Below are 24,109 nucleotides of genomic sequence, written 5' to 3'. Positions count from 1 at the left end.
AACTCTCGCCGGCAGCTTCTGTTGTTTATACGCGACTGGTGCTACGGGGCGGGTGACCTCGGCCGGCGCGGCGTCCGCGGCCGCTCACCCGCCGCGGGGGGCGGCCGCGTCGTGGGTATCCACGGCGCGGCCGCCCTCGTTGTGCGCTCCTCACGGCCGGCCGGTGGCCGGCGCAGGATCGCCGGCCGGCGGCAGCCCCACCCGGATCAGCGACCGCCGGCGTCCTCGTTGCTGCGCAGGGCCTCCTTGACCTTGGCCACCGCGAAGCCCCAGCCCTGTCCGACGGTCGGTTCGGCCGGCACGGCGATCTCGTCCGGGTTGGTGAGGACGTCGAGCAGGACCGGCCCTGGGGTGCTGAAGGCGCGGCGCACGGACTCCTCCAGCCCGGCCGGATCCGTCACCCGGACACCGGTGATGCCCAGGGCCGTGGCGACGGCGGCGAAGTCGGGGTTGTCCAGCACGGTGCCGAACTCCGGCAGCCCGGCCTGCTCCTGTTCCAGCTTCACCATGCCCAGCCGGCGGTTGTCGAAGACGACGAGCTTGACGGGGAGCCGGTAGGTCTTGAGCGTCATGAGGTCGCCGAGCAGCATGCTCAGCCCGCCGTCGCCGCAGAAGGCGACGACCTGGCGCTGCCGGTCCAGGCACTGGGCACCGAGGGCGTGAGGCATCGCGTTGGCCATGGAGCCGAGGTTGAACGAGCCGAGCAGCTGCCGGTCGCCGCGCATCTCGACGAACCGCGAGAGCCACACCGTGGCCATGCCCGTGTCGGAGGTGAAGACGGCGTTGTCGTCGGCGACCCGGTCGACCACGGCCGCCAGCGCCTCCGGGCGGATCTCGTGCGCGCGGTTGTCCAGCGCGGAGCGCAGCCGCCCGGTCAGGCCCTTGTCGTGGGCCGGGTCGGCGAGCCGGGCCTGACTCGCGCGCCACTCGGCGAAGTTCTTGGTCGCGTCGTCCAGGTGCGAACGGTCCCGCGGGCCCTCGGTGCCCGGAGGTGCGGCGGACAGGTGGCCGAGCAGATCCCGGACGGTGGCGCCCGTGTCGCCGACGAGCCCGACCTCGACCGGCACGCGACGCCCGATGTGGGCGGCCTCGGTGTCCACCTGGATGACCGTCCGGCCGTCCGGATACCACTCCCGGTAGGGGAAGTCGGTGCCCAGCAGCAGGAGCGTGTCCGCGTCCTGCAGGGCCGACGCCGCCGCCGGGTTGCCGATCAGCCCGGTCTGGCCGACCTGGAAGGGATTGGCCTCGCCCTCGAAGCCCTCCTTGGCCTTCAGGGTGAGGACCATCGGCGCGGCGAGGCGGTCGGCCAGGGCCAGCACGTCCTCACGGGCGGTGCGGGCGCCCCGTCCGACGAGCAGCGTGATCCGCTCCGCCCGGTCGAGCAGCTCCGCGGCGCGGCGCACGGCGGATTCCTCCGGCCGGCTGACGGGGGAGCTCAGGGAGAAGCGGGCCGGGCGGTCCGCGCTCAGCTCCGCTTCGCCGAGGTCACCGGGGACGGTGAGGACGGCGACGCCCTTGCGGCCCAGCGCGTTGCGCACCGCCGTCTCCAGCATCAGCGGCATCTGGCCGGGCGAGGTGACCGTGGCCCGGAAGACCGCCACGTCGCTGAAGAGCGCGTCGTTGTCGACCTCCTGGAAGTAGTCGCTGCCGAGTTCGGCGAGCGGGACCTGACCGGCGATCGCCAGGACCGGGGTGCGGCTCTTGGCCGCGTCGTACAGCCCGTTGAGCAGGTGGACGGAGCCCGGTCCGACGGTGCCCATGCAGACACCGAGGGTGCCGCTGAGCTGGGACTGGGCGCTCGCGGCGAACGCCGCCGCCTCCTCGTGCCGGCAGCCCACCCACTCCACGTCCTCGGTGGTGCGGATGGCGTCGGTCAGCGGATTGAGCGCGTCGCCGACGACGCCGAAGACCTGGCGCACGCCAAGCTCGCTCAAGGCGTCCACGATGACGCGGGCAACGGTTCGTGCCACGGAATCCTCCGGATCAGACGGTGAACAGGTCGGGGTCGGCGGCGTGCCAGTCGGCCGCCCAGGACGCGGGGGGCTCCGCGAGCAACTGGCCGGGCGCCAGCCACTCGTAGAGCTCGGCGAAGGAGCGCTCGGTGTACGGGTCGATACGCCGGTGGAGCATGTGCGGGCGCAATTGCGAGGGATCGCCGACCCCCATGGACGCCATGATCTGCAGCGCGCCTGCCACGGTCGCCTCCTGGAAGCGCTGGACGCGCGGCGTCTTGTCGGCGACGTGGAGGGCGCGGGCACGCCGGGGGTCCTGGGTGGTGACACCGGTGGGGCAGGCGTTGGTATGGCACCGCTGCGCCTGAATGCAGCCCACGGCGAACATCATCGCCCGCGCCGCGTTCGCGTAGTCGGCCCCTTGCACCAGGCGTTTGACCAGGTCGGCACCGGTTGCGACCTTGCCGCTCGCCCCGATCCTGATCCGGTCGCGCAAGCCCGTGCCGACAAGGGCGTTGTGCACGGTGAGCAGCCCCTCGGTGAGCGGGGTGCCCACATGGTCGGCGAACTCCAGTGGTGCCGCGCCGGTGCCGCCCTCGGCACCGTCCACGACGATGAAGTCGGGAGCCGTGCCCTCCTCCAGCATCGCCTTGCACACGGCGAGGAACTGCCGGCGGGAGCCAGGGCAGAGTTTGAAGCCGGCCGGCTTGCCGCCGGACAGCTCGCGCATCCTGGCGATGAAGCGGACGAGTTCGCGCGGCGTGGAGAACACCCGGTGGTACGGCGGCGAGATCACCGTCCGCCCCTCGGGCACGTCCCGGACGCGTGCGATCTCGGCGTTGACCTTGGCTCCGGGCAGGACCCCGCCGATACCCGGCTTGGCTCCCTGCGAGAGCTTGAGCGACACGCACTTCACGTGCTCGTGCGCGGCCTTGTCGGCGAACTCACCGGGGTCGAAGCCGCCGTCCGCGGTCCGGCAGCCGAAGTAGCCGGTGCCGATCTCCCAGACGAGGTCGCCGCCCGGCCGCAGGTGGTACTCCGACAGGCCGCCCTCACCGGTGTCGTGGGCGAAACCCCCGGCCGCGGCGCCTCCGTTGAGGGCGAGGACCGCGTTCGACGACAGGGAGCCGAAGCTCATCGCCGACACGTTCAGCAGCGCCATGTCGTACGGGCGAGCGCAGTCGGGTCCGCCGATCCGCACCCGCGGCGGTGTCTCCGGGACGGGGCAGGGCGCCATCGACGGGATCAGGAACTCGTAGCCGGGCTGGTAGACGTCCTGTTCGGTGCCGTACGGCTGCTCGGCGTCGGTGCCCTTCGCCCGCTCGTAGACGATGCTGCGCACGTCGCGGTCGAAGGGGCGGCCGTCGAAGTTCCGCTCGACGAAGTACTGCTGGAGTTCGGGACGGATCCGCTCCAGCAGGAAGCGGGCGTGCCCGAGCACGGGGTAGTTGCGCAGCACCGAATGACGGCGCTGCAGCAGATCCCACGAGCCCAGCAGGCCCAGCAGTGCGAGCGGGGCGGCGGCGAACCACCACCACGGCGAGACCAGGCCCGCGGCGGCGGCCGCCGCGACTGCCGCGAGCAGGGCGAGGACGACCGATCCGATACGTGTCACTTCTCGCTCGTTACCCGCCCGCAGCCCTCCATGCCCTGCGATGTCTTCAAGAGACGGCCAAGGACCAGCACGTACGCCGCGGGTGAACTCCGAGGCGAGAAGCCGCCACCGGCGCCTCATGCGAGTCGCTGTGCGGGGCGTTGACCACTCTGGAGGGGCAGTTCGGCCCAGATGGTCTTTCCGTCGGGCCGTTGCCGTGTGCCCCAGCGCTCGGCGAGGTGCGCCACGATGAACAGCCCCCGCCCGCCTTCGTCGAACACCCGGGCCCGCCGCAGATGGGGCGCGGTGTTGCTGCCGTCCGACACCTCCAGGATCAGGGTGTCCCCCCGGATCAGGCGCAACTGCACGGGGCCCACGCCGTACCGGATGGCGTTGGTGACCAGTTCGCTGATGACGACTTCGGAGGTGAACGCCAGTTCCTCCAGACCCCAGCTCGCCAGCCGGCGCGAGGCGAGGTCGCGGACGTGCGCGACCTCGGCGAGTTCCTCCGGCACGTTCCAGCAGGCGACCTGTTCGCCGTCGAGTTCCCGGGTGCGCGCGATGACGAGGGCGACGTCGTCCGTGGAGCCGTCGTCGACGAGCAGGTCCAGGACCTGATCACATGTGCTCTCCAGGGACGGCATCGGTTCGGACAGGACCTTGCGGAGACGTTCGAGCCCTTCCTCCAGGCCGTCCCTGGGGGACTCGACGAGTCCGTCGGTGTAGAGGGCGAGCAGGCTTCCCTCAGGGATGCGCAGTTCCACCGTCTCGAAGGGGATTCCGCCCACGCCCAGCGGGGGTCCTGCGGGGATGTCGAGGTATTCGGCCGGCGAGCCCGGGCGGACCAGCGCGGGTGGGGGATGCCCGGCGCGGGCGGCCGTGCAGCTGCGGGAGACCGGGTCGTAGATCATGTACAGGCAGGACGCGGCGAGCTCGCTGGGCTGCGCTCCGACGGCGTCGGTGGGCTGGGCGCCGTCCGTGTCCGTTCCGAGTCGGATGACGAGGTCGTCGAGGTGCGTGAGCAGCTCGTCGGGCGGCAGATCGATGTCGGCGAGAGTGCGCACCGCGGTGCGCAGGCGCCCCATCGTCGCCGAGGCGTGAAGGCCGTGGCCGACCACGTCCCCCACCACCAGAGCGACCCGCGCGCCCGAGAGCGGGATGACGTCGAACCAGTCGCCGCCCACGCCCGCCCGGGAGTCCGCGGCGACGTAGCGGGTGGCCGTCGTCACGGCCGGCTGCCGGGCGGCCACCTGCGGCAGGAGGCTCCGCTGGAGCTCCAGGGACGTGGTGCGTTCACGGGTGTAGCGGTACGCGTTGTCCACGTACACAGCGGCTCGCGTCCCGATCTCGCGCGCCAGCAGCACGTCGTCGGCGTCGAAGGGGACGCGGTGCCCGGTGCGCGTGAAGAGCGCGGCACCGACGGTGACTCCCCGGGCGCGCAGGGGGACCGCCAGGGCGGAGTATGCCGTGTCCGCGCCGGCGTCCATGGCGGCGAGGGGCCGGCAGGCGGCGTCCGCGGTGCCGGAGACCTCCGCCCGTACGGGTTCGCCCGTCATCAGGCAGAGGGCCGGCGCCGACCCCTGTGGGTAGGTGACGGCCTCGCCCGGCCGCGCGGTCCCCGGGAGGGCTGCCGAACGGGATCGCCGGGCCGTGCGGCGCAGGGTGGCGTCGTCCGGCTGCGGGCCCGCGGTGCCGTCCTCGCCCCGCAGGACCCAGTCGAAGATGTCCACGGTGACGTGATCCGCGAAACCGGGCACCGCCACTTCGGCCAGTTCCTCGGCGGTCCGGGTCACGCTCAGGCTGCTGCCCACCCGGCGGCCGGCCTCGCTGAGCAGGCTGAGCCGGTCACGGGCGATCATCAGGCGCTCGAGGCGGTCTTCGCCGGCGACGCGGACGCGGCAGACCGCCGCGCTGATGCCCAGCGCGACCGCCAACGCCGTGACGACCATGATCTGACTCGCGAATCCGATGTCCGGGCGGAGGCTTCCGTAGATCGTGGACACGGCGGCGAGGTTGAGGACTCCCACGATCACGGTCTGCCGCAACGACAGCAGAGCGCCGGCCACCACAGGGATCAGCATGGAGTACTCGGGCAGTCCCATGACGTGTATGTGTGCGGCGGCGAGGGCGGCTTGCAGGCCGGAGAACAGCGCGACGCAGAGCACGAGAACGGCGAAGCGTTTGCCAGGACGGATCGATCGCACGAGTGACACCTTTTCAGGGGACGGGTGGTGGAGGCCCTGTCTGCGTCGGGACGCTTCCCGGAGATCGCCATGCCCGTAATCGGCAATCAACGCTAGACGATTACTCCTCTAACGCGCCCAATCGTGTGGTTCATTCCGATTGGGCAGAAATATCCGTCTGTTCTCCTGGTTGGCATTTGGCGCTAGTTGATCGGTCGTCTATTTTGTAGTGGACCGAACGTCTACGCAGGGAGATACGGACATATGCGCGTCGAGATCTGGACCGACATCGCCTGTCCCTGGTGCTACATCGGCAACGCCCGCTTCGAGCGGGCGCTCGCCGCCTTCGGGCACCGCGACGAGGTCGAGGTGGTGCACCGGTCGTTCGAACTCAACCCGGAAGCCGAGAACCGCGCGACACCCATCCTCGACGCGGTGGCGGCCCGGTACGGGCGCACCCGCGAGCAGCAGGTCGCCCGCGAGGAGCGGGCCGCGTCCGAGGCGCGCGCCGAAGGGCTCGGCTTCCGGATCGGCGGCCGTGTCGACGGCAACACCTTCGACCTCCACCGCCTCCTGCACTTCGCCAGGGCCCGCGGCCTCCAGGCCGGGCTGCGAAACCTTGCCTTCAAGGTCAACTTCGCGGACGAGCGCTCGATATACGACACCGAGACCCTGGTGAGCCTCGCCGTCGAAGTGGGACTGGACGGGGCCGAGGCGCGCGAGGTGCTCGCTGACGCCGACGCGTACGCCGAGGACGTCCGTTCCGACGAGCGGCTGGCCGCTGAACTCGGCGCGGGAGGCGTGCCGTTCTTCGTCCTGGACCGGAAGTACGGCGTCACGGGACTGCAGCCCGTGGAGCTCTTCGCCCGAGCGCTGGAGCAGGCCTGGGAGAACCGGCCGGCGACCCGGGTCCGACCCCCGGTCGCGAGGGGCCCGGTCCCGGCCCCATAGGTCACTGTTCACCTCAACACGTAGCTGGAGAAGCCTAGTTGGGCGCATCATGGCACATGCGTGCGGCAAGCCATGGTCGGTTGACGAGGTGCAGGGCGAGCGTGATGGGGGCGGGTGCGGGTGAGCAGACGTGAGCCGGTGCTGCTCGCGGCGGCAGGGGCACTGCTGCTGGCGGGCTGCACGAGCGGTGGGCCGACGGACGAGGGCACCGCGCCGGCGCCGGGAGCGTCCGTGAGCGGCCGGAGCAGTGCGAGCCCGGCCCCGGCCCCGTCCCCGTCTGCGAGCCCGGCGAACGAACCGTACACACTCGCCGAGAGCGCGGCACCGAAGACCCGGTCCGAGGCGGCCGCCTTCGTCCGCGGGCTCACGGTGCGGCCCGACTACTTCGGTTCCGGCTATCGCAAGCGGGACCCGTACGAGACCGGGCCGGCCACCTGGACGGTTCTCGGCGACGACTGCATATGGCGCCGCGAACCGCTCGCGCCCACCGTTCTGGCCAGCCTGACGCGTTCCTTCATCCGGCCCGCCGCCGGAGGGAAGGGGCCCGTCCATGTCTCCCTGACGGTCACCGTGCACTCCTCGGAGGTCGGGGCACGCAGGGACATGGCGGTCTCGCTCGAGGAACCCTTGCGCTGTCCGACGCAGCAACTGACCGCGACGGAGCGGGTGCAGGGCATGGCGTCGCGCGGCGACCCCTTCACCGAGCAACGGACCGCCACGTCCGACGACAACCTCACCGAGTTCGGCGAGTACGTCGTGGACGGCGGCGGGAAGGCCCGTCGCTTCGACTGGTTCAAGCACCGGCTCGGCCCGGTGACGGTGGCCGCGACCGTACGGCACGCCCCCGGCGGCACCGAGGCGGAGACGACGGCCGTCACCGAGGCGGCCCTGTCGGGTGTCGGGTACGTCACCGCCGACATCGACCGTCTGGGCAAGAAGGACAAGGGGGCCCAGGCGCCGGACGCCGAGGCGAAGGACGCGGGCGATGAGTGAGGCGATGCGTCCGTCCGACCCGGCGCCGATCGGGGGCTTCCGGCTGCTGCGACGGCTCGGAGCCGGCGGCATGGGCGTGGTGTACCTGGGGCGCTCCGAGGCCGGTGCGCTGGCCGCAGTGAAGGTCATCCGGGCGGAGAGCGCCGCCGACGAGGAGTTCCGCGTCCGGTTCGCGCGGGAGGCGGAACTCGCCGGACGCGTCGAGAGTCCCTGGGTGGTCCGGGTGCTCGGCGCGGACGCCACGGCGCGTGAGCCGTGGCTGGCGACCGCGTACGTGGCCGGTCCCTCGCTCGGCGAGGCGGTGGGGGAGCACGGTCCGCTGCCGCCGCCCGCCGTGCGGGTGCTGGGGACGCTGCTGGCCGAGGCGCTGGGCGCCGTCCACGCCGCCGGACTGGTGCACCGTGATGTCAAGCCGGGCAACGTCCTGCTGGCCGTGAACGGCCCCCGCCTGATCGACTTCGGGATCGCGCGGGCCGCCGACGACACCGCGCTCACCGCCTCGGGCCTGGTCATCGGCACCCCGGGATTCCTCGCCCCGGAGCAGGCGCGAGGCGAGCAGGCCGGCCCCGCGAGCGATGTGTTCGCGCTGGGCTGTGTCCTCGCGTACGCCGCGACGGGCCGGACCCCGTTCGGCACCGGAACCCCCGACGCCCTGCTGTACCGCACCGTCCACGACGAGCCCGACCTCTCCGGTGTCACGGGCGAGTTGCGCGAGGTCCTGGACGCCTGCCTCACCAAGGATCCGCGAACCCGGCCCGCCCCGGAGGACCTGCGCGCACGGCTCGCCGAGGACGCCCCCGCCTCCCCCTCGGCCTGGCTCCCGGACGCGGTGGCCCGCACCGTCGCCGCACGCTCCGCCGAGAGCCTCGCCCTGCCGGACATCGAACCCACCGTGGTGGACGATCCCGGCGACGCCTCGCGCACACCACGCAAGGGGGTCACGTCCCGTCGGCGCCTGCTGGTGGCGGGAGGAGCGCTGCTGCTCGCGGGCGGCGGCTCGGGGGCGGCGCTGTGGGCGGCCGGACGGGACGACGCCGACGACGACAAGGGAAAGGCGACCGCCAGGCCCTCGTACGTGCTGGGGGTGCAGATCACCCGCACCGGAGCGGACGCGAGCCTGGGCAAGACCTGCGAGCGGGCCGCACGACTGGCCGTCGCGGAGCACAACGCGTCCGCCGGCAGCGCCTTCACCGTGCGGGTACGTGTACTCGACGACGGCGGGACCGTCGACGGGGCCACTTCGGCCGCCCATGAATTCGCCGCCGACCGCGATGTGTTCGCCGTTTTCGGGCCGACCGGCGAGGTGACCCTGCGGGCCGCCGCGCGGACCTACGCGGCCGCGAACCTGACCCACGTCTCCAGCACCACCGGGCAGAACGACTACTTCGTGTGGTCCCCGGCGGTCACCTTCCAGACCGGCGTGCCACAGCAGGCCGGGGGCACGGCGATCGCGCTGAGCGCGCTGACGTCCGGCCGAGTGGGCCGGGCCGGGGTCGTCATCGACCGGTCCGGTGGGTCCGTCATGCACGACCAGGGCAGCGTCGTGGTGACCGCGTGGCGCGAGACCCTCAAGGCCGAGGTGCTGCCGCGGGTGGTCGCCGAGGGCACCGACGACGGCCCGGCGGCGGTGCGCGACCTGCTGTCCCGCGGTGTCCAGGACTTCGTGTACCTGGCGCCCCTGGAGGCGACCGTCCGGGCGGCCGGACAGCTCGCCCGGGCGGGCTTCACCGGCCCCCGGTGGATGTCCCACCTGCTGTACGGATCGGACTTCCCGCGCCTGGCGGGCACCGCGGGCGAGGGCTGGTACGTCGTCACGCCCGAGGTCGACCCGGCCGCGCTCAAGACCAGGGAGGCCACCCGCTTCACCGCCGCCTGGCGGGCGCGCTACGGAAATGCCCCGGAGCCGCATGCCACCGAGGCGTACGACAGTGTCCGCATGCTGCTGCGGGAGTTCGCCGGCACCCTGCCCTCCGGGGGCGGGCGTCCGGCCCGGTCGGCGCTCGCCGCGCGGCTCCAGAAGGCCACCTACCGCGGTGTCGCGCGTACCTATGCCTTCAGCGACTACCACCAGTACGCCGTCACGACGCAGAACATGGGCAGCGAGACGTACGTCCACCAGGTGCGCGGCGGGCGCTTCCGCCAGCTGGGGCCGATCTTGCCGAGTGCGGAGAAGCAGTAGGGACATGGACCGGCTGCTGCCCGCCGACCCTTCGTGGATCGGCGGACACCGACTCGTGGCGCGGCTCGGCGCCGGCGGCATGGGTGTCGTCTATCTCGCGCGCTCGCCGCACGGCGCCTGGGTGGCGCTGAAGGTGATCCGCGCCGAGTACGCCGAGGACGCGGACTTCCTGGCGAGATTCCGCCGCGAGACGGAGCTGGCGACCCGCCTGTCGAGCCGGTGGACGGTACCCGTGCTCACGTCCGACGCGGAGGCCCCCTCGCCCTGGCTGGCCACCGCCTACGTCCCGGGCCTGCCGCTGTCCGAGGCCCTTGCCCTGCACGGGCCGTGGCCGCTCGCGCAGGTCCGTACGCTGGCCGCCGCGCTGACCGCGGCCCTGGACGACGTCCACCGCGCCGGCCTGGTCCACCGGGACGTGAAACCGGCCAACGTCCTGCTCGCCGCCGACGGACCGCGCCTGATCGACTTCGGCATCGCGCTGGCCGTGGGAGCGACGGCGCTCACCGCGGACGGCTCGGTCATCGGCTCGCCCGGCTACCTGTCCCCGGAGCAGGCCCGGGGTACGGCCGTGGGACCCCCGAGCGATGTCTTCTCCCTGGGCTGTGTGCTGGTCCATACCCTCACCGGGCGGCCCCCGTTCGGTGCCGGTGGTGCCGCGGCCGTGCTCTACCGGACCGTGCACGAGGAACCCGAACTGACCGGGCTGCCCGTCGAGCTCGACGCCCCCTTGCGTGCCTGCCTCGCCAAGAGCGCCGGCGAGCGCCCCACCGTGGCCCGGCTCCGCGACCTCTTCGGGGCGTTCGACTCCCGGTCCTGGCTGCCCGGAGGACTGCCCGCGGTGGTCGCCGGCCGCGCCGGCCGCGTCCTGGACCTGCCGGTGCCGGAACCGACGGCGCTGTCCGCCGCGGGCCCGGCCGTCGCGGACCCTCCGTCCGCGACGTCCCGGCGGGGCCTGCTCGCCGCCTCGGCCGCGCTCGGTGTCGGCGCGATCGGCGGCGGCACGGCCTGGTGGCAGTGGGGACGCTCGCGTAAAGGGGGCGGGACGGGGAGGCGAACGCTGCCCACCCGCGTCATCGGACTGCTGGGGGACCGCTCCACCGCGGTCGTCCGGTCCCAGGAACGAGGAGCGGCGATCGCCGTCGCCGAGCACAACAGCCGTGCGGACCGGCCCTTCGACCTCGCGCTGCGAGCCGTCGACGACCGGGGCACCGCGGCCGGTTCCGCCGCCGGTGCCGCCCGGCTCGTGGGTGACGCCGACGTGCACGCCGTGATCGCCGCCGGCTCCAACCGGGCCGTGCCCGCCGCCGTCCCGGTGTGCACCAAGGCGGCCGTCTGCCTGCTGGTGACCCGCGCCGACGGCGAGCAGCTCAACGCCGCCAACACGACCAGCGCACTGGTGCTGCGCTCCACCCGCACCGCCGGTCCTGGGGCCGTGGTGCGCTACCTCAACCGGGTCGTCCGCCCGTCACGGACGGTCGTGGTCCAAGACCTCGCGGACGGGGCGGAGAGCCGGCTCACGGTCGCGTTCGTCACCGTCCACGGCAATCTGGTCGGCCGTGTCGACGTCCTGGAGGTCGCCGCCGACCGGGACTTCACGGCCGCCGCGCACGACATCGCCGCCCACCCGGACGACGCCGTCCTCTTCGCGGGCGTCACCCCGTCCCGTGCCGCGGCCTGCGCCAAGGCGCTGCGCGCCGCCGGCCACCGGGGCGTCCGCGCCGCCGACGAGTACGTGCTGTCCGCGTCCTTCCTGCGCGAAGGCGAGGGGTGGTGGATCAGCACGGGCTACGCCGACGCGGGCGCCGACTCCCGGCTCCGGGCGTTCGCCGCCGCGTACCAGGCCCGCCACCACAGTGCGCCGGGCCCGTGGGCCGCGGAGGCGTACGACGCGGTCCGCTACGCCGCCCACGGCCTTGCCGCGCCGGGCGGCGACGGGCACCGCGAGTCGCTGCGCGCGGAACTCCTGCGCGCCCCCTGGCAGGGCATCACCCGCCGCCTCAGCTACGAGAGCCAGGTGCAGTATCTGGAGACCGGCCAGGACGGCGGCTGGTTCCTCTACCACGTCGAGGATGGCAAGGCGCGATTCGTCGCCCGTCACGACGACATCGGCAAGAGCACCTGAGGCGAACATCGGGCGGGCGCGCGGCGTTCACCCTTCGGGAACCCCAAATTTTCGGCATGCTCCTGCCAAGGTGTTGTCATGGCGGCCATGAGTGAACCCCACGCCGACGCGGCGCACACGCACTCTCACGGACCCAGCCGACGATCCCTTCTCGCCGGTGCGGGCGGTCTGCTGATCGCCGCCTCCATGCCCGGCACCGCCCAGGCGGCCTCCACCCGCACCGCCGCGGACACCCCCGCCACCAACCGGGCCGGTGCCTCCCGCTCCTCCCTGGTCACCCAGGGGACCCGACTCGTCCACGCCGACCTGCACAACCACACGCTGATGTCGGACGGCGACGGCGACCCCGCCCTCGCGTTCGCCTCCATGCGCGACGCGGGGCTCGACGTGGCGGCTCTCACCGACCACACCACCCTCCTCGCGATCAACGGCCTGTCCAAGGGCGAGTGGGACCGCACCCGGCAGCTCGCGGACGCGGCCAACGACCCCGGCAACTACACCGCGATCCGGGGCTTCGAGTGGTCGCACCCGCTCCTCGGCCACGCCAACGTGTGGTTCACCGATCAGTTCGTCGACCTGGGCGGGGCCAGTTCGATGGGCTCCCTCTACAACTGGATCGGAGGCCGCGACGCCGTCGCCGGCTTCAACCACCCCGGCCGTGAGATCGGGCGCTTCAACGACTTCTCCTACTCGGCCGCGGTGCGCGACAAGATGGTCAGCGTCGAGATGTTCAACCGTGGCGACGACTACCTCTTCGACGGCTGGTCCGACCGCAAGTCCTCCCACCTCAACGCCGTTCTGAACGCGGGCTGGCGCACCGGGATCACCGGCGTCAGCGACCACCACGGCACCGAGTGGGGCAAGGTCGAGGGCGTGGGCCGCGCCGGGCTCTGGGTCACGGAGAACACCCGCGCGGGTGTGCTCGAAGCCATGCGCGCCCGCCGCTTCTTCGCCACCCGGTACTCCGGACTGCGCCTCGACGCGACCGCGAACGGCGTCCAGATGGGCGGCGTCCTGTCGCTCGCCTCGGGTGACGTCCGCTTCGCCGTCGACCTCGACCGCGGCCCCGACTGGGCCGGCAAGCCCCTCAACATCCAGGTGCTGCGCCCCGGTTCCAGCGCGCCGACCGTGGTCGACGTCGTCCCGACCACGTCCGGCAGCCTGGCCGAGTTCACCGTCCCGCTCAACGTCGCGGACGGCAACTGGGTCGTCCTGCGCATCTCCGACCCCTCGCAGCCCAACCCCCAGCCCGGCCCGTCCGGCCACGCCTGCAACGACCTGGGTGTCGCCTACTCCAGCCCCTGGTGGCTCCAGCCCTGACGGCACGGCACGGCATGCCTGCCGTGCCCAGCCGGAACCCTGCTCCGGTGAGGCACTTCGTCACGGCGCCGGCACCTCGGACCGTCGACGCCGTGACGGACTGCCGACCCGGCACACGGCGGCCTCAGGCGTCGCGCGCGACACCGCGATCGGGTGCGCTCATGTCCCCCGTGCCGGGCGTGCCGTCGGCGAGTCCGTAGCGCAGATACACGGTGCCCTGCGACCCGGCTGCCGGCGGTTCGAGGAGTGTGAGGTTCGTGGGCACCGCGCCGCCGTCGAACACCTTCTTCCCGACGCCGAGCACGATCGGGTGCACCCAGAGGTCGAGACGGTCGAAGAGTTTTTCGCGCAGGAGGGTCTGCACGAGGTTCAGGCTCCCGACGACCTTCACGTGCTCGTGCCGGTCGCGGAGCTCGCGCACCGCGCCGGCCAGATCCGGGCCGAGCTGCGTGGACCCGGCCCACGAGAGGTCGGGCCTGCCGCGGGAGGCCACGTATTTCGGGACGCCGTTGAAGAGCGTGGCGATCCCGCCGTCCTCACCGCCCTTCTGGTGCGGCCAGTAGGCGGCGAAGATGTCATACGTCCGCCGGCCGAGCAGGAGGGCGTCGGTGCCCTCGTACGCGGCACCCACCTGCGCCCCGGTGATCTCGTCCAGCAGGGGCGCCTGCCAGCCGCCGAACGGGAACCCCACCGGGTCCTCTTCGGGGCCGCCGGGCGCCTGCCCGACGAGGTCCAGGGTTGCGAACAGCTCGATGTGGATGAGGCCCATGTCCTGCTTCCGATGCGTTGGTTGTCCTGGTCGGGAGGTAGACCCGCGGGCGCCGGCAGACTCATCGCGGCGACGGCAACTGGTCTCGTACCCGTCGACCGGGACGCCGCGCCGGGGACACGGCCTGGAGACGGACGGTCATCTCCACGGTCACGTCGTCGCCCGCCAAGACGCCTTGCGGCTTACGGACGGCGTTCTTGAGGGGCAGCAGGTATCCGCCGTCCTTGGGGAAGAGCGACGTCGTGAAGGTGACCTCACCGATACGGGCCTCGACCGGAATCACGCCCCATCCGTATGTGGCCATCGCGGCCACCTCACGGATGTGCGCACACTCGTCGTCCGGCACGACGGCGAAGTAGTACGGTGACGGCCCGCGCCACTCGATCACACGGCCGGCGAAAACGAGTTCCATGCCGTCAGCCCCGTCCTGCCCGTCCTGCGGAAGTGCCGGATCGGCTCAGGCTACCTGCCCTCAAGTCCGGGCAGGCGGACGGTCAGGCCGTACAACCGGGTGGTCTGGTTCCGGCTCTGGTTGTCGTCGGTGACCATCAGCAGCTTGAGACGGCCGTCCGGGGTGTGTCCCGTGACGGTCATTCCCTCGATGTTGCCCAGCAGCGGGTTGGCCTGCGGTTGCCGGCTGGTGGCGCCGAGCGAAGGGCCGCTCACCAGGTCGGCCAGCAAGGTCTTCGTCATGAGCCGGACGTCGTGCCGGCCCGTCAGGTTCTCGAGACCGCTCACGTCGCTCGCACCGCGCGGGTCGGCCAGACAGAGCCGGATGATGTTGCCGGCGCCCCTGTCGAAGCCCCGCTCCACGACCAGCAGCCTGCCGTCGCCGGACGCGCTGATGTCGGATATGGCCAGACCCGCGTCCCGTGCGTAGCCGTACTGAGCGGCGATCCGGAACTCGTCGTCGAGTCCGTCGCGTTCCCAGGTCTGGAAGCGTACGAGCCGGCGGTCGTCCCCCGTCAGCGAGCCCTCCATGGAGGCCACCAGCGTCAGTCCACCGGGCTGCAGCGCGAGTCCTTCGAAGGTCTCGTTGACTTCGGCACGCCCCGCGGGAGCGACCCTGAGGCTGTCCGGCGCCGGCAGCATCCGGACGAACTTCCCCTCCCGCGTGTAGCGCCGGATGTCCGACCTCTCGGAAGCGACCAGAATCGAGCCGTCGTGGTCGAAGACCAGGGCCTCGAAGTCCGCCTCCCTCCCCTTCTCGTCCAACAGGCTCATGACACCCACGGGCTCATGGGTCGCGGCGTCCAGGGTGAAGAGCGTCGAGCGGTCCGAGAGGGCGGCTATGTGCCCATCGGGGTCGAGGGCCAGGGCCGACAGGTTCCCGACGAACACTCCCTGAAAGTGCGTCTTGTCGAGGGCGTCCGAGAACCAGTCGACCGCCGCCCAGGCTGAGGAAACGTTCGACTCCGCGACATCGGCAACAGCGTCCACACTGAACCCTTCGTACAAGACCGGCACACGCCCGCGGTAGATCTACCAGATCCGCCTCACCGATCGGGCATCGCCCCTCGCCGATGCCGGCCTCCTGCCCCTGAACCAGGGTCATTTGAAGCTCACCGGTCTCCCGCGGGAGGTCCCGCCGGACCTCTACGGTTCCCTCCTCAGCCGTGCCCAGGTGTGACTGTCCAGGCCGTCGTGAGGGCCCATGTGGGAGAGTTCCGTGCCGTCGTGCCTGAGCGCCACGATGACGGGGCGAATTCCCCGGCCGGCCTGGGTGGACTTCCAGGCGGCGATCAGTTTGCGCCGCTCGGGGGCCTCGATCCGGCGGTCGCCGATCAGGAGATGACTGACGCCTCGTCCGAGGTGGACTGCGACGCAGTTGATGAACGGCGCGGTGGAGATGGCGTGCGGGCCCAGGCGGCGGGTGAGGCTGAGCGCGCCGGCGCCGCCACGGATCTCGATCACGTCGACGTCGGCGGGATCGTCCGCGGGGCCGCTGCCGGCGCCCACGCACCGCCACTGCGCGTCGTACCACTCCAGAAGCGCGTTGTGCTCACGCGCCCGGGGCGAGTTCGGACGCCACACGATCCAGACCGCCCCGACGCCGGCGGTCGCGTCGACATCGACCGACACCACCGTCAGCACCCGCCGTGGCACGCATCGCGGCTGCGGTTCGGCCCCTGCCAGCACGCGCCGCACCACGCCCGGGAGAAGGGCCTCCACGCACCGGCCCGCCCACAGGTCATCTCCCCACGGCCGCATAAGCCTGCGGTACCCGGTGTGCCAGGGCCTCAAGCCCGGCCACGTGGTGCGCTTCCGCGTCAGCGCCCGGAGCGGCGCGCAGGTCGGCTACCGCGCGGGAAGGGGAGCCGCCACCCGTACTGCAGGGCGAGGGCGATGCAGCGGGCGTCACGCCGGTTGTATCCGGTGGACTGCCGGACGTGGTCGACGGCGTCGTTCCGGCGGCCGGCGTGGATGAGGGCGCGGGCGCTGTCCTGGACGGGGGAGGGGACAGGAAGTCGCAGCGCCCGCACGATGTCCGGGTCCCAGCCCTGTCTGCGTGCCGTCCATGCGTGCCAGATCGCTGCGATCGACCAGGTCATGACGTTCCCCCGGGTGGTTCCACCTTTGGATCAGTTGTGGGGATCATACGGAGATCATGTGAGGGGCGCTGGGGCGGGTCGCCGTCGTGGCGCAGGGACGACCGCGGGGGACAAGGGGCCTGCCACCGTCCCGCGTTCGCAAGCGGCGTTGTCAGTGATCGCCAGTAGGTTCAGTCGTGTCCCGCCGGGGTGGCGTGGATTTCCCCTTGGTGCACTGGAGATGGGCGTTGTCAGATCGGGAGAGGTCGAGCACGGCACGGGTGACAGCACCCGCACGGCCGCGCAAGCTCGCCAAGGTTCCGTTCGTCGAACTGGCCGACGGGCGCTTGCAGGGCGTGGTGTCCAGCGGCTCGGACATCGAGCGGGTGTATGTCTCGTCGGTCGCGGCAGGCACGTACGCCTACGCCTGCAGCACCAACAACAACCGGCCCTGCGGCGGTGCGCGGGGATCGTTCTGCAATCACATCCGGGCACTGATCGGCGAGGCGGTCCTGCAGTACGGCGCCGCGCGCGTCGCCCGCTACCTGCGGGTCGAGACCGCGGAGGGGGAGCCGGGCGCGCAGAGCATCACCGACGGCATGAGCGCCACACGCCCGGCCCAGGGGGACACCCAGGCGGCCGCGCTCGTCTTCAGCCGCTTCCTGCGCCACCTGGCCTACCTGGAACTCGCCCCCACTACCGCGCCGTTGCCGGAGATGCAGTGGTTCCCGCCGACCAGGGCGGTGGCGTGATGCGTGCCGACCTGCTCGCCGCGCCCATCGACGGGCTCGACGATGCTCTGGCGTCCGTCGACGCCTTCGACCGGGTCCTCGTCGCCGGCCTGCTCCGTCCGCAGGCCGCCCAGGCCGCCGGCCTGACGGAACTCGCCCATGCCGTCGCGGGAACGCCGCTGGCGGCCAGGGTCGCGGAGGCAGCCGAGAAGGCGGCCGGCGGAGTCGCGGGCGAAGACCACTTCGTCACCCTTGCCGCGGCACGCGTCGCACTGCTCGGCTCGGTCCACGACGCGCTGATGGCCCAGGTCGCAGAGGCGACCGGCCGGTCCCGCGGCGAGGAGACCGTCGCGACCGCCCTCAGCGGCGGGCAGGCGGCGAACCTGCTCGCGGCGGCCCGCTCCTGGCTCGGCGACCTGGCGCGCTCGGGGTGGCAGGGCATCGACCACGACGTCGTCTCCGGGTCGGCGCAAGTGGTCTCCGCGATGCTCCCGGACCCGGCGTTGCGCCGCCTTGCGACGCTCCTCGACGGGTTCGCCGCCGAACTCGCCGCGTCCTGCCCGGGCGCTGCCCTGGACCGCGTCCCGGCACGCCGCTGGGCCGACCTGTGGTCACGCGCCATGCTGCTGACGGTGCCGGGCGCGGCCGACGCGCCGGGCACCGGTACGGTCACCGGCCGGCTGCTGCCCCTCGGCGTCGACCTGCAGGAACACGACACCGCCGCACAGGCCCAGGTCCACGCGGTGTTCGAGCCCGCGGACGGTGGCGCGGCCCGCCTGGTGCGGGCGAGTGTGTCGGTGCCGAAACCCGACACGGTCGTCGGAGCCGGCATCTGGCAGCTGCTGCGCCCCCACATGTCGCTCCTCGCCGCCGTCAGCGACGGCCGCGCGATGGACCTCGCCGGTATGCCGGTCACCGCCGAGGGCGACCTGCTCTGGAGCGACGAGCACGCAAAGCCCGGCGAGCCCGCCGACGCCTTCGCCACCGCCCGCGTCGTCCTGCCCACCGCCGCGGACGCGGCGACCGCACCCCTGGACCGCCATCCGGCGCGCATCGCCGTGCCCGTCTTCCTGGAGGGCTACGCCGCGCGGAAGGACGACGACGCTGTGGTGTTCACGGTTGCCGGACACCCTCTCGCCGTCGACACCGACCGCATTCCGGCCGCCGGACCGCTCACCCCCGAGGCCGTCGCGGCGTCGGGTGCCTGCATCGGGCTGCTCCGGTGGGACGCCGGGACCTATCGCCTCCAGCCCCTGGCCGTGGAGACGACCGTACGGAACAAGGCGGTCGCGATCCACGCCGGAGGATGGGCCGGAGGCACGACCGACAAGGCCGGCGTCAAGGCCGAGAAGGCCGCCACCGACGCGGTGGCGGTATTGCGGGAACGCGCCGGAAGGCTGCTGCGGAAATGACGGAGCACACCACCGGGTCCCCGGCCGGTACGGGGCAGTCCGGCCCGGACGAGAACGCCGCGCACGGCCCCGGCGCGGCCGCCCACGACAACCGCCGTCAGGTCCTGTACTGGCGGCTCCTGTCCCGACTCTTCGACCACGAGGAGCAACCCGCGCTGGAATCGGCGAGCCTCGCCGTCGTCGAGGACATCGGCCTGCCGTCCGCGCTCCTGGACCCGCAGACCTCCGTCGACTCCGTCGTGCAGCGCCACCCGGACCTGGCCGCCGAGTTCGACGGTCTGATGGCGCCCGAGCCCGAGCCCGAGCCCGGTGCCGGTGCCGGTGCCGATGCCGACGGCGACGCGCGCGACCGGGCCGCCGAGGTACGGCGCGCGGCACTGGTGTCGAAGGTGCTGCTCAACGTCTTCGCCACCGGCTCCGGCACGGTCACGGCCGGACAGCTGGCACGCTGGCAGGCCGACGCGGGCTGGCTGGAGCGGGCACTCGGCTGCGGGCCCGGCGAGCTGCGCGGCGGCCGCGGCGGCGCGGGCACGACGCCCGATCCGGGCCGGCCGATCCCGGCGATCGGGCCGGAACTCGGCGCGATCGAGGCCGACCTGGTCAAGCGGATGCAACTGCGCGAAGTGCTGGCCGACCCCAAGCTCGCCGCGCAGCTCACCCCGAGCATGTCGCTCATCGAACAGCTGCTGCGGGACAAGAACAACCTCTCCGGCGTGGCCCTGGCCAACGCCAAGGCCCTGATCCGCCGCTTCGTCGACGAGGTCGCCGAAGTGCTGCGCACCCAGGTCGAGAAGGCCTCGGTCGGCGCCCTGGACCGCTCGGTCCCACCCAAGCGGGTGTTCCGCAACCTCGACCTCGACCGCACGATCTGGAAGAACCTCACCAACTGGAGTCCGGAGGAGGAACGGCTGTACGTCGACCGCCTCTACTACCGCCACACCGCGCGCAAGACGACACCGCAGCGGTTGATCGTCGTGGTGGACCAGTCGGGGTCGATGGTCGACTCGATGGTGAACTGCACCATCCTGGCGTCGATCTTCGCGGGACTGCCGAAGGTGGACGTCCACCTGATCGCGTACGACACGCGCGCCATCGACCTGACCCCCTGGGTGAAGGACCCGTTCGAGGCCCTGCTGCGGACCAACCTCGGCGGCGGAAACGACGGTCCCGTCGCGATGGCCATGGCACGCCCGAAGATCACCGACCCCGCCGACACCGTGATGGTCTGGATCTCGGACTTCTACGAGTTCGGCCGCTCCCAGCCGTTGTTCGAGGGCATCGAGGCCGTCCACCGCTCCGGAGTGAGGTTCATCCCGGTCGGCTCGGTCACCAGCTCGGGCCGCCAGGAGGTCAACCCCTGGTTCCGTGAACGCTTCAAGGCCCTCGGCACGCCGGTGCTCTCCGGCCACATACGCAAGCTCGTCCACGAGCTCAAGACGTTCCTCGCCTAGAAAGGCACCCCTCATGTCCGACCTGTTGCGCGCCCCCGCCGAGACCAAGTACGCCGAGGAACTGGACTGGCTGGAGTCCGTCGACGACGGCCCCAAGCCCTTCTCCTGGCGTCTGTCGCCCAAGATGGTCCGCCTGTTCATCCTGGGCTCCGAGCGCTCGGACGGCCTGGACCGGGAGATCTCGCAGAAGTGGTTCGGCGACCGCAGCTTCGTCGAGCGCTCCATCGTCACGCTCGCCTCCGACCGCGGCCTGCTGCTCATCGGGGACCCCGGCACCGGCAAGAGCTGGCTGGCGGAGCTGCTGTCCGCCGCGATCTGCCGGAACTCCACCCTGGTCGTGCAGGGCACCGCCGGCACCACCGAGGACCACATCAAGTACTCCTGGAACGTGTCCATGGTCATCGCCAAGGGCCAGTCGCGGGAGTCGATGATCCCCTCCCCGGTCATGACGGCGATGGAGACCGGGGCGATCGGCCGTTTCGAGGAACTCACCCGCTCCACCAGCGATGTCCAGGACGCGCTGATCTCGATCCTGTCCGAGAAGTACATCTCGGTTCCCGAACTGGACAGCGACAACATCGTCTTCGCCAAGCCCGGCTTCTCGGTCATCGCCACCGCCAACAGCCGTGACCGGGGCGTCAACGACCTGTCCTCGGCACTCAAGCGCCGCTTCAACTTCGTCCGCATCCCCGTGGTGACGAACAAGAAGAGCGAGGCGGAGATCGTCCGCTTCCGCACCGAGGAACTGCTGCGCCGCCACCGGATCGAGCTGGACGTGCCTCCGACGCTCCTCGACGTTCTCCTGCAGAGCTTCGCCGACCTGCGCGCCTCGGCGGCCGCGGCCGGCAGTGACGACGAGAAGCTGGAGTCCGCACTGTCCACCGCCGAGCAGATCGGCGTGCTGGAGGACTCGATCCTGCACAGCAACTTCTTCGGCGAGCGCGCCCTGACCGCCCACACCCTCGCCTCCTCGCTCGTCGGGTCGCTGGCCCGGCGCGCGCCGGAGGACCTGGCCATCCTCAACAAGTACCTGCACGGCGTCGTCGAGCCGCGCAGCAAGGAGGAGGGCGGGTCCTGGCCGGAGTTCCTGGAGGGCGGCCGCGACGCGATCGCCACCCTGTCATGAGCGGTACGCACGAGGGGACCTTCGAAGCGCTGCGCACGCAGCTTCAGGAGGCCGCCGCAGCCTTCGCCGACGGACCCGGCACCCTGGAGGGCGTCCTCCTCGGCATCGTCGACGACGTCGACCGCGCGGTGCGTGAGCCGCTGGAGATCTTCCCCGTCTGCCATCACTCGCCCGCCTCGGCGGTGGCGATGGCACGCCGCCTGCGGGAGAAGCAGCCGAAGGTCGTCTACCTGGAGCTGTGCGAGGACATGGCGCCGCTGCTGACCGAACTGCGCAACTGCAGGCTTCCGGTGGCGGTCCAGGCGTTCGCCACGGAGGTCGACGGCTTCCCGGCCGACTGGGCTCCGCTGTCGGTGGTCGCGCCGATCACCGAGGCCTCGGCCGAGTACCAGGCCATCGCCTACGCCCTGGACACCCCGGGCGTGGAACTGGTTCTCGTCGACCGCTCCTCCGACCACGTCTTCCAGTGGGACGCGCAGGCGGCGCACTCCGCCGGGCCCGGCGATCCGGACGCGCCGCCCGCCGAGGAGGAGGCCGCACTGCACGGCGACGCGCTCGGTGTGGAGATCGGCGACCTGCGGCCGCGCTTCGCCGAACTGGAGGAGCACCTGCTGCGTCACGGCCGGGTCCGGCACTGGTCGGAGTGGTGGCACCAGTACGTCGAACTGCCGCTCGGTGACAGCGACCACGACACCTACCGGCAGGTCATGCTGCTGATCGGCAGCCTCTTCCGGCGCCTCGCGCCCGGGGACCCCCATCGGGTGCGGGTGGACGAGGACCGCGAGCGCCACATGTGGACCAGGATGCGTGAGCACCTGACCGCGACCGGCACCGATCCCGCGGACTGCCTGTACGTCTGCGGCGCCTTCCACGCGGCCAGTCGTGTGGCGGAGTTCGGCGTCCACGGCACCGACACCTTCGAGATCGGCCCGCGCAGTGCCACCAAGTGGCTGCACGGCCTGATTCCGTCCAGCCACGCGGCGATCGAGGCGCAGTTCGGCCTCGCCGCGGGCTCGGTGTCGATCGCCGCGACGGTCTGGGCGAAGAACCTCAAGCGGACGCGCGTGAAGCCGTTCCGCCTGACCGGGCAGGCGGGCGCCGGCAAGACGGTGCGGAAGGCCGCGACCGCTCCCGTGCCGGAGGCCGCGCCGTCCGATCAGCTGACCGGCTTCCTCCGGCGGCCGCCCGTCCTGGACGGGCTGGACGAGGCCGAACTGCTCGGCTGGTCGGTGGACATCGTGCGTGCCGCGCGCCGCAACGGCTACCTCGCCTCCACCGCCGACGCCATCGCCGTGTTCGAGACGTCGATCCTGCTGGCCGGGATGCGCGACCGGGCCAGACCGACCCCGTACGACTTCCAGGACGCGGCCGTCACCTGCATCGAGAAGGACACCGTGCCCGGCCGGCGCGATGTGCGCCGGCTCGTGGAGATCATGATGGGGGGCGACCGGATCGGCCAGGTCGGCTACGACGCGCTGCCGCCGCTGGCCCGTGACGTGCACGACCGGCTCGCGCCCCTGGATCTGAAGCTCCAGCAGCGCGGTGTGCAACGGGCGCTGCTGGACATCGCCGGCCGGCCGGAACTGGCCCGGTGCTCCGACGTGCTGTGGATGCTGCGACGCCTGATGCCGCCCGGCACCGCGCGGCCGATCATGGGCGAGCGGAAACTCGGCGAGCGGCCCATCCAGGAGTCCTGGGACCTGGCCCTGGGAACCCACCAGCGTGCGCTCATCGAGCTCGGCTACGAGGGCGTGAGCATCGAGCAGGTCCTGGAGCAGCGACTGCGCCGTACCGCGTACGGCCCGCAGGCCACCACGGCGACGGTCCTGGAGGCCGTCGAGGACGCGACGCTGTACCTGCGCAGCCGCCGCCTCGCCGACGAACTGGGCAACCACGCCCTCGCGGTGCTGTCGGCCGAGCGCGGCGTCGACGGCGCACCCGAGGTGCTGCGCCGGGTGCGGCGGCTGCTCTCCTACTACCGCACCAGCGAGCCGGTGCTGCCGCCGTGGATCGAGTCCTTCGTCAAGACCGGATACGCCCACTACTGCACCCTGCTGCCGACGGCGTTCACCGACGAGGACGCCACGGTCGGCCAGGTGGCCGCGATGCTGGGCTTCCTGTTCAGCATGGAGAGCCTGGCGCTGTCGCTGGGCTGCGACCGGACCCAGCTGGAGCTGGCGGTCGCGCAGTCGCATCCGCAGGACCCTTCCAAGACGGCGCTGCTGTGGGCGGCCCAGGTGCAGCTGGGGCATCTCTCCCGCGCGGAGCTGCGGGCCCGGTGCGACGAGCTGCTGGCCAACCCCTTGGTGGTGCCCGCCTATCCGCGTTACCTCAGCGGCTTCCTCCACAGTCTGGAGCCCGTTCCGGGCCTCACCGACTTCGTCGTGGAGGCGGTGTCGAACGCGTTCGGCCGGCTGCCGGACCCGGTGCTCCTGCCGTGGCTGCCGGTCCTGATCACCAACCTGCGATCGAACGGCGCCGAGCTGGCCCCCCTGCTGATCCGCGAGGCGGGACGGACCTTCCCCGGCCGGCTCGACGCGCTGGACGCGTGGGTGCCGCCGTGGCGCGCGCGGCCGGAGCCGGAGGCCGTGCACCGGACGCCGCCGGCGGGCGGCACCCGCGCCGGCACGCTGCTCGCCGCCCACCCCGCCACGTGTGACGCGGTGGCGGACCTCCTCGGCTGCGACGGGACATGGGCGACGGCGGATGCCGGTCCGTCCGGCGCGGTGCTCATCGCTCGCCATCCGGATACGGCCGTGGCACTGGAGGCGCTGCTGGGCGGCGCGTGAGCGCGG

General features: G+C 72.2%; 18 protein-coding genes. 10 read left to right on the top strand and 8 right to left on the bottom strand.

What is annotated here, in order from left to right:
- Positions 1-206 precede the first annotated feature (206 nt).
- The 3 genes from ACFWVC_RS17000 to ACFWVC_RS16990 form a co-directional block, all read right to left on the bottom strand.
- On the bottom strand, positions 207-1,970 hold the full coding sequence (locus ACFWVC_RS17000) for a thiamine pyrophosphate-dependent enzyme (protein ID WP_384285573.1): 1,764 nt from the start codon (positions 1,968-1,970) through the stop codon (positions 207-209).
- 13 nt (positions 1,971-1,983) lie between these two features.
- The gene (locus ACFWVC_RS16995) at positions 1,984-3,567 is read right to left on the bottom strand and encodes an FMN-binding glutamate synthase family protein (protein ID WP_384285567.1); all 1,584 of its coding nucleotides are present in this window, start codon (positions 3,565-3,567) and stop codon (positions 1,984-1,986) included.
- A 116-nt stretch (positions 3,568-3,683) separates the two neighbouring features.
- The gene (locus tag ACFWVC_RS16990) at positions 3,684-5,750 is read right to left on the bottom strand and encodes a SpoIIE family protein phosphatase (RefSeq protein WP_384285562.1); all 2,067 of its coding nucleotides are present in this window, start codon (positions 5,748-5,750) and stop codon (positions 3,684-3,686) included.
- Positions 5,751-5,993: 243 nt separating this feature from the next.
- Between ACFWVC_RS16990 and ACFWVC_RS16985 the strand changes: the two genes are divergently transcribed.
- The 5 genes from ACFWVC_RS16985 to ACFWVC_RS16965 all read left to right on the top strand — a co-directional run bounded on the left by ACFWVC_RS16985 (position 5,994) and on the right by ACFWVC_RS16965 (position 13,294).
- The gene (locus tag ACFWVC_RS16985; RefSeq protein WP_384285558.1) at positions 5,994-6,680 is read left to right on the top strand and encodes a DsbA family oxidoreductase; all 687 of its coding nucleotides are present in this window, start codon (positions 5,994-5,996) and stop codon (positions 6,678-6,680) included.
- A 120-nt stretch (positions 6,681-6,800) separates the two neighbouring features.
- Entirely contained in the window at positions 6,801-7,673 is an 873-nt protein-coding gene (locus ACFWVC_RS16980; protein ID WP_384285555.1) for a hypothetical protein, read from the top strand.
- Complete coding sequence (locus ACFWVC_RS16975) at positions 7,666-9,852, top strand: bifunctional serine/threonine-protein kinase/ABC transporter substrate-binding protein (protein ID WP_384285553.1); 2,187 nt, start codon at positions 7,666-7,668, stop codon at positions 9,850-9,852. Before ACFWVC_RS16980 ends, ACFWVC_RS16975 begins: the two co-directional genes overlap by 8 nt.
- A gap of 4 nt (positions 9,853-9,856) precedes the next feature.
- Entirely contained in the window at positions 9,857-11,974 is a 2,118-nt protein-coding gene (locus tag ACFWVC_RS16970) for a bifunctional serine/threonine-protein kinase/ABC transporter substrate-binding protein (RefSeq protein WP_384285551.1), read from the top strand.
- An 87-nt stretch (positions 11,975-12,061) separates the two neighbouring features.
- Positions 12,062-13,294, top strand: a complete 1,233-nt coding sequence (locus ACFWVC_RS16965) for a CehA/McbA family metallohydrolase (RefSeq protein ID WP_384285549.1) — start codon at positions 12,062-12,064, stop codon at positions 13,292-13,294.
- Positions 13,295-13,418: 124 nt separating this feature from the next.
- Here the strand turns inward: ACFWVC_RS16965 and ACFWVC_RS16960 are convergent, their stop codons facing one another.
- From ACFWVC_RS16960 to ACFWVC_RS16940, 5 genes are all read right to left on the bottom strand, one after another.
- Positions 13,419-14,063: a dihydrofolate reductase family protein gene (locus ACFWVC_RS16960; RefSeq protein ID WP_384285546.1), complete on the bottom strand. Its 645-nt coding sequence runs from the start codon at positions 14,061-14,063 to the stop codon at positions 13,419-13,421.
- 61 nt (positions 14,064-14,124) lie between these two features.
- Positions 14,125-14,475, bottom strand: coding sequence for a DUF1905 domain-containing protein (locus ACFWVC_RS16955; RefSeq protein ID WP_384285544.1), 351 nt, complete (start codon positions 14,473-14,475; stop codon positions 14,125-14,127).
- Positions 14,476-14,525: 50 nt separating this feature from the next.
- A complete protein-coding gene (locus ACFWVC_RS16950) occupies positions 14,526-15,503 on the bottom strand; it encodes an esterase-like activity of phytase family protein (protein ID WP_384285542.1) in 978 nt (325 codons plus the stop codon).
- A 156-nt stretch (positions 15,504-15,659) separates the two neighbouring features.
- On the bottom strand, positions 15,660-16,235 hold the full coding sequence (locus ACFWVC_RS16945; protein ID WP_384285539.1) for a hypothetical protein: 576 nt from the start codon (positions 16,233-16,235) through the stop codon (positions 15,660-15,662).
- Positions 16,236-16,333: 98 nt separating this feature from the next.
- Positions 16,334-16,615, bottom strand: coding sequence for a hypothetical protein (locus tag ACFWVC_RS16940; protein WP_384285537.1), 282 nt, complete (start codon positions 16,613-16,615; stop codon positions 16,334-16,336).
- 227 nt (positions 16,616-16,842) lie between these two features.
- On the opposite strand from ACFWVC_RS16940, the gene ACFWVC_RS16935 reads away from it, so the two are divergent.
- The 5 genes from ACFWVC_RS16935 to ACFWVC_RS16915 are packed head-to-tail and all read left to right on the top strand — an operon-like array spanning position 16,843 to position 24,103.
- Positions 16,843-17,346: a hypothetical protein gene (locus ACFWVC_RS16935; RefSeq protein ID WP_384285535.1), complete on the top strand. Its 504-nt coding sequence runs from the start codon at positions 16,843-16,845 to the stop codon at positions 17,344-17,346.
- Positions 17,316-18,737 (top strand): hypothetical protein, encoded by a 1,422-nt coding sequence (locus tag ACFWVC_RS16930; protein WP_384285533.1) that lies wholly within the window; start codon positions 17,316-17,318, stop codon positions 18,735-18,737. Before ACFWVC_RS16935 ends, ACFWVC_RS16930 begins: the two co-directional genes overlap by 31 nt.
- Positions 18,734-20,188: a VWA domain-containing protein gene (locus tag ACFWVC_RS16925; protein ID WP_384285530.1), complete on the top strand. Its 1,455-nt coding sequence runs from the start codon at positions 18,734-18,736 to the stop codon at positions 20,186-20,188. Before ACFWVC_RS16930 ends, ACFWVC_RS16925 begins: the two co-directional genes overlap by 4 nt.
- Before the next feature lie 13 nt (positions 20,189-20,201).
- Positions 20,202-21,314: an AAA family ATPase gene (locus tag ACFWVC_RS16920; RefSeq protein ID WP_384285528.1), complete on the top strand. Its 1,113-nt coding sequence runs from the start codon at positions 20,202-20,204 to the stop codon at positions 21,312-21,314.
- Positions 21,311-24,103: a hypothetical protein gene (locus tag ACFWVC_RS16915; RefSeq protein ID WP_384285525.1), complete on the top strand. Its 2,793-nt coding sequence runs from the start codon at positions 21,311-21,313 to the stop codon at positions 24,101-24,103. Before ACFWVC_RS16920 ends, ACFWVC_RS16915 begins: the two co-directional genes overlap by 4 nt.
- Positions 24,104-24,109 lie beyond the last annotated feature (6 nt).

The organism is Streptomyces sp. NPDC058691, assembly GCF_042714775.1.
Classification (GTDB): Bacteria; Actinomycetota; Actinomycetes; order Streptomycetales; family Streptomycetaceae; genus Actinacidiphila.
This window is presented reverse-complemented; position numbering and strand designations above follow the sequence as displayed.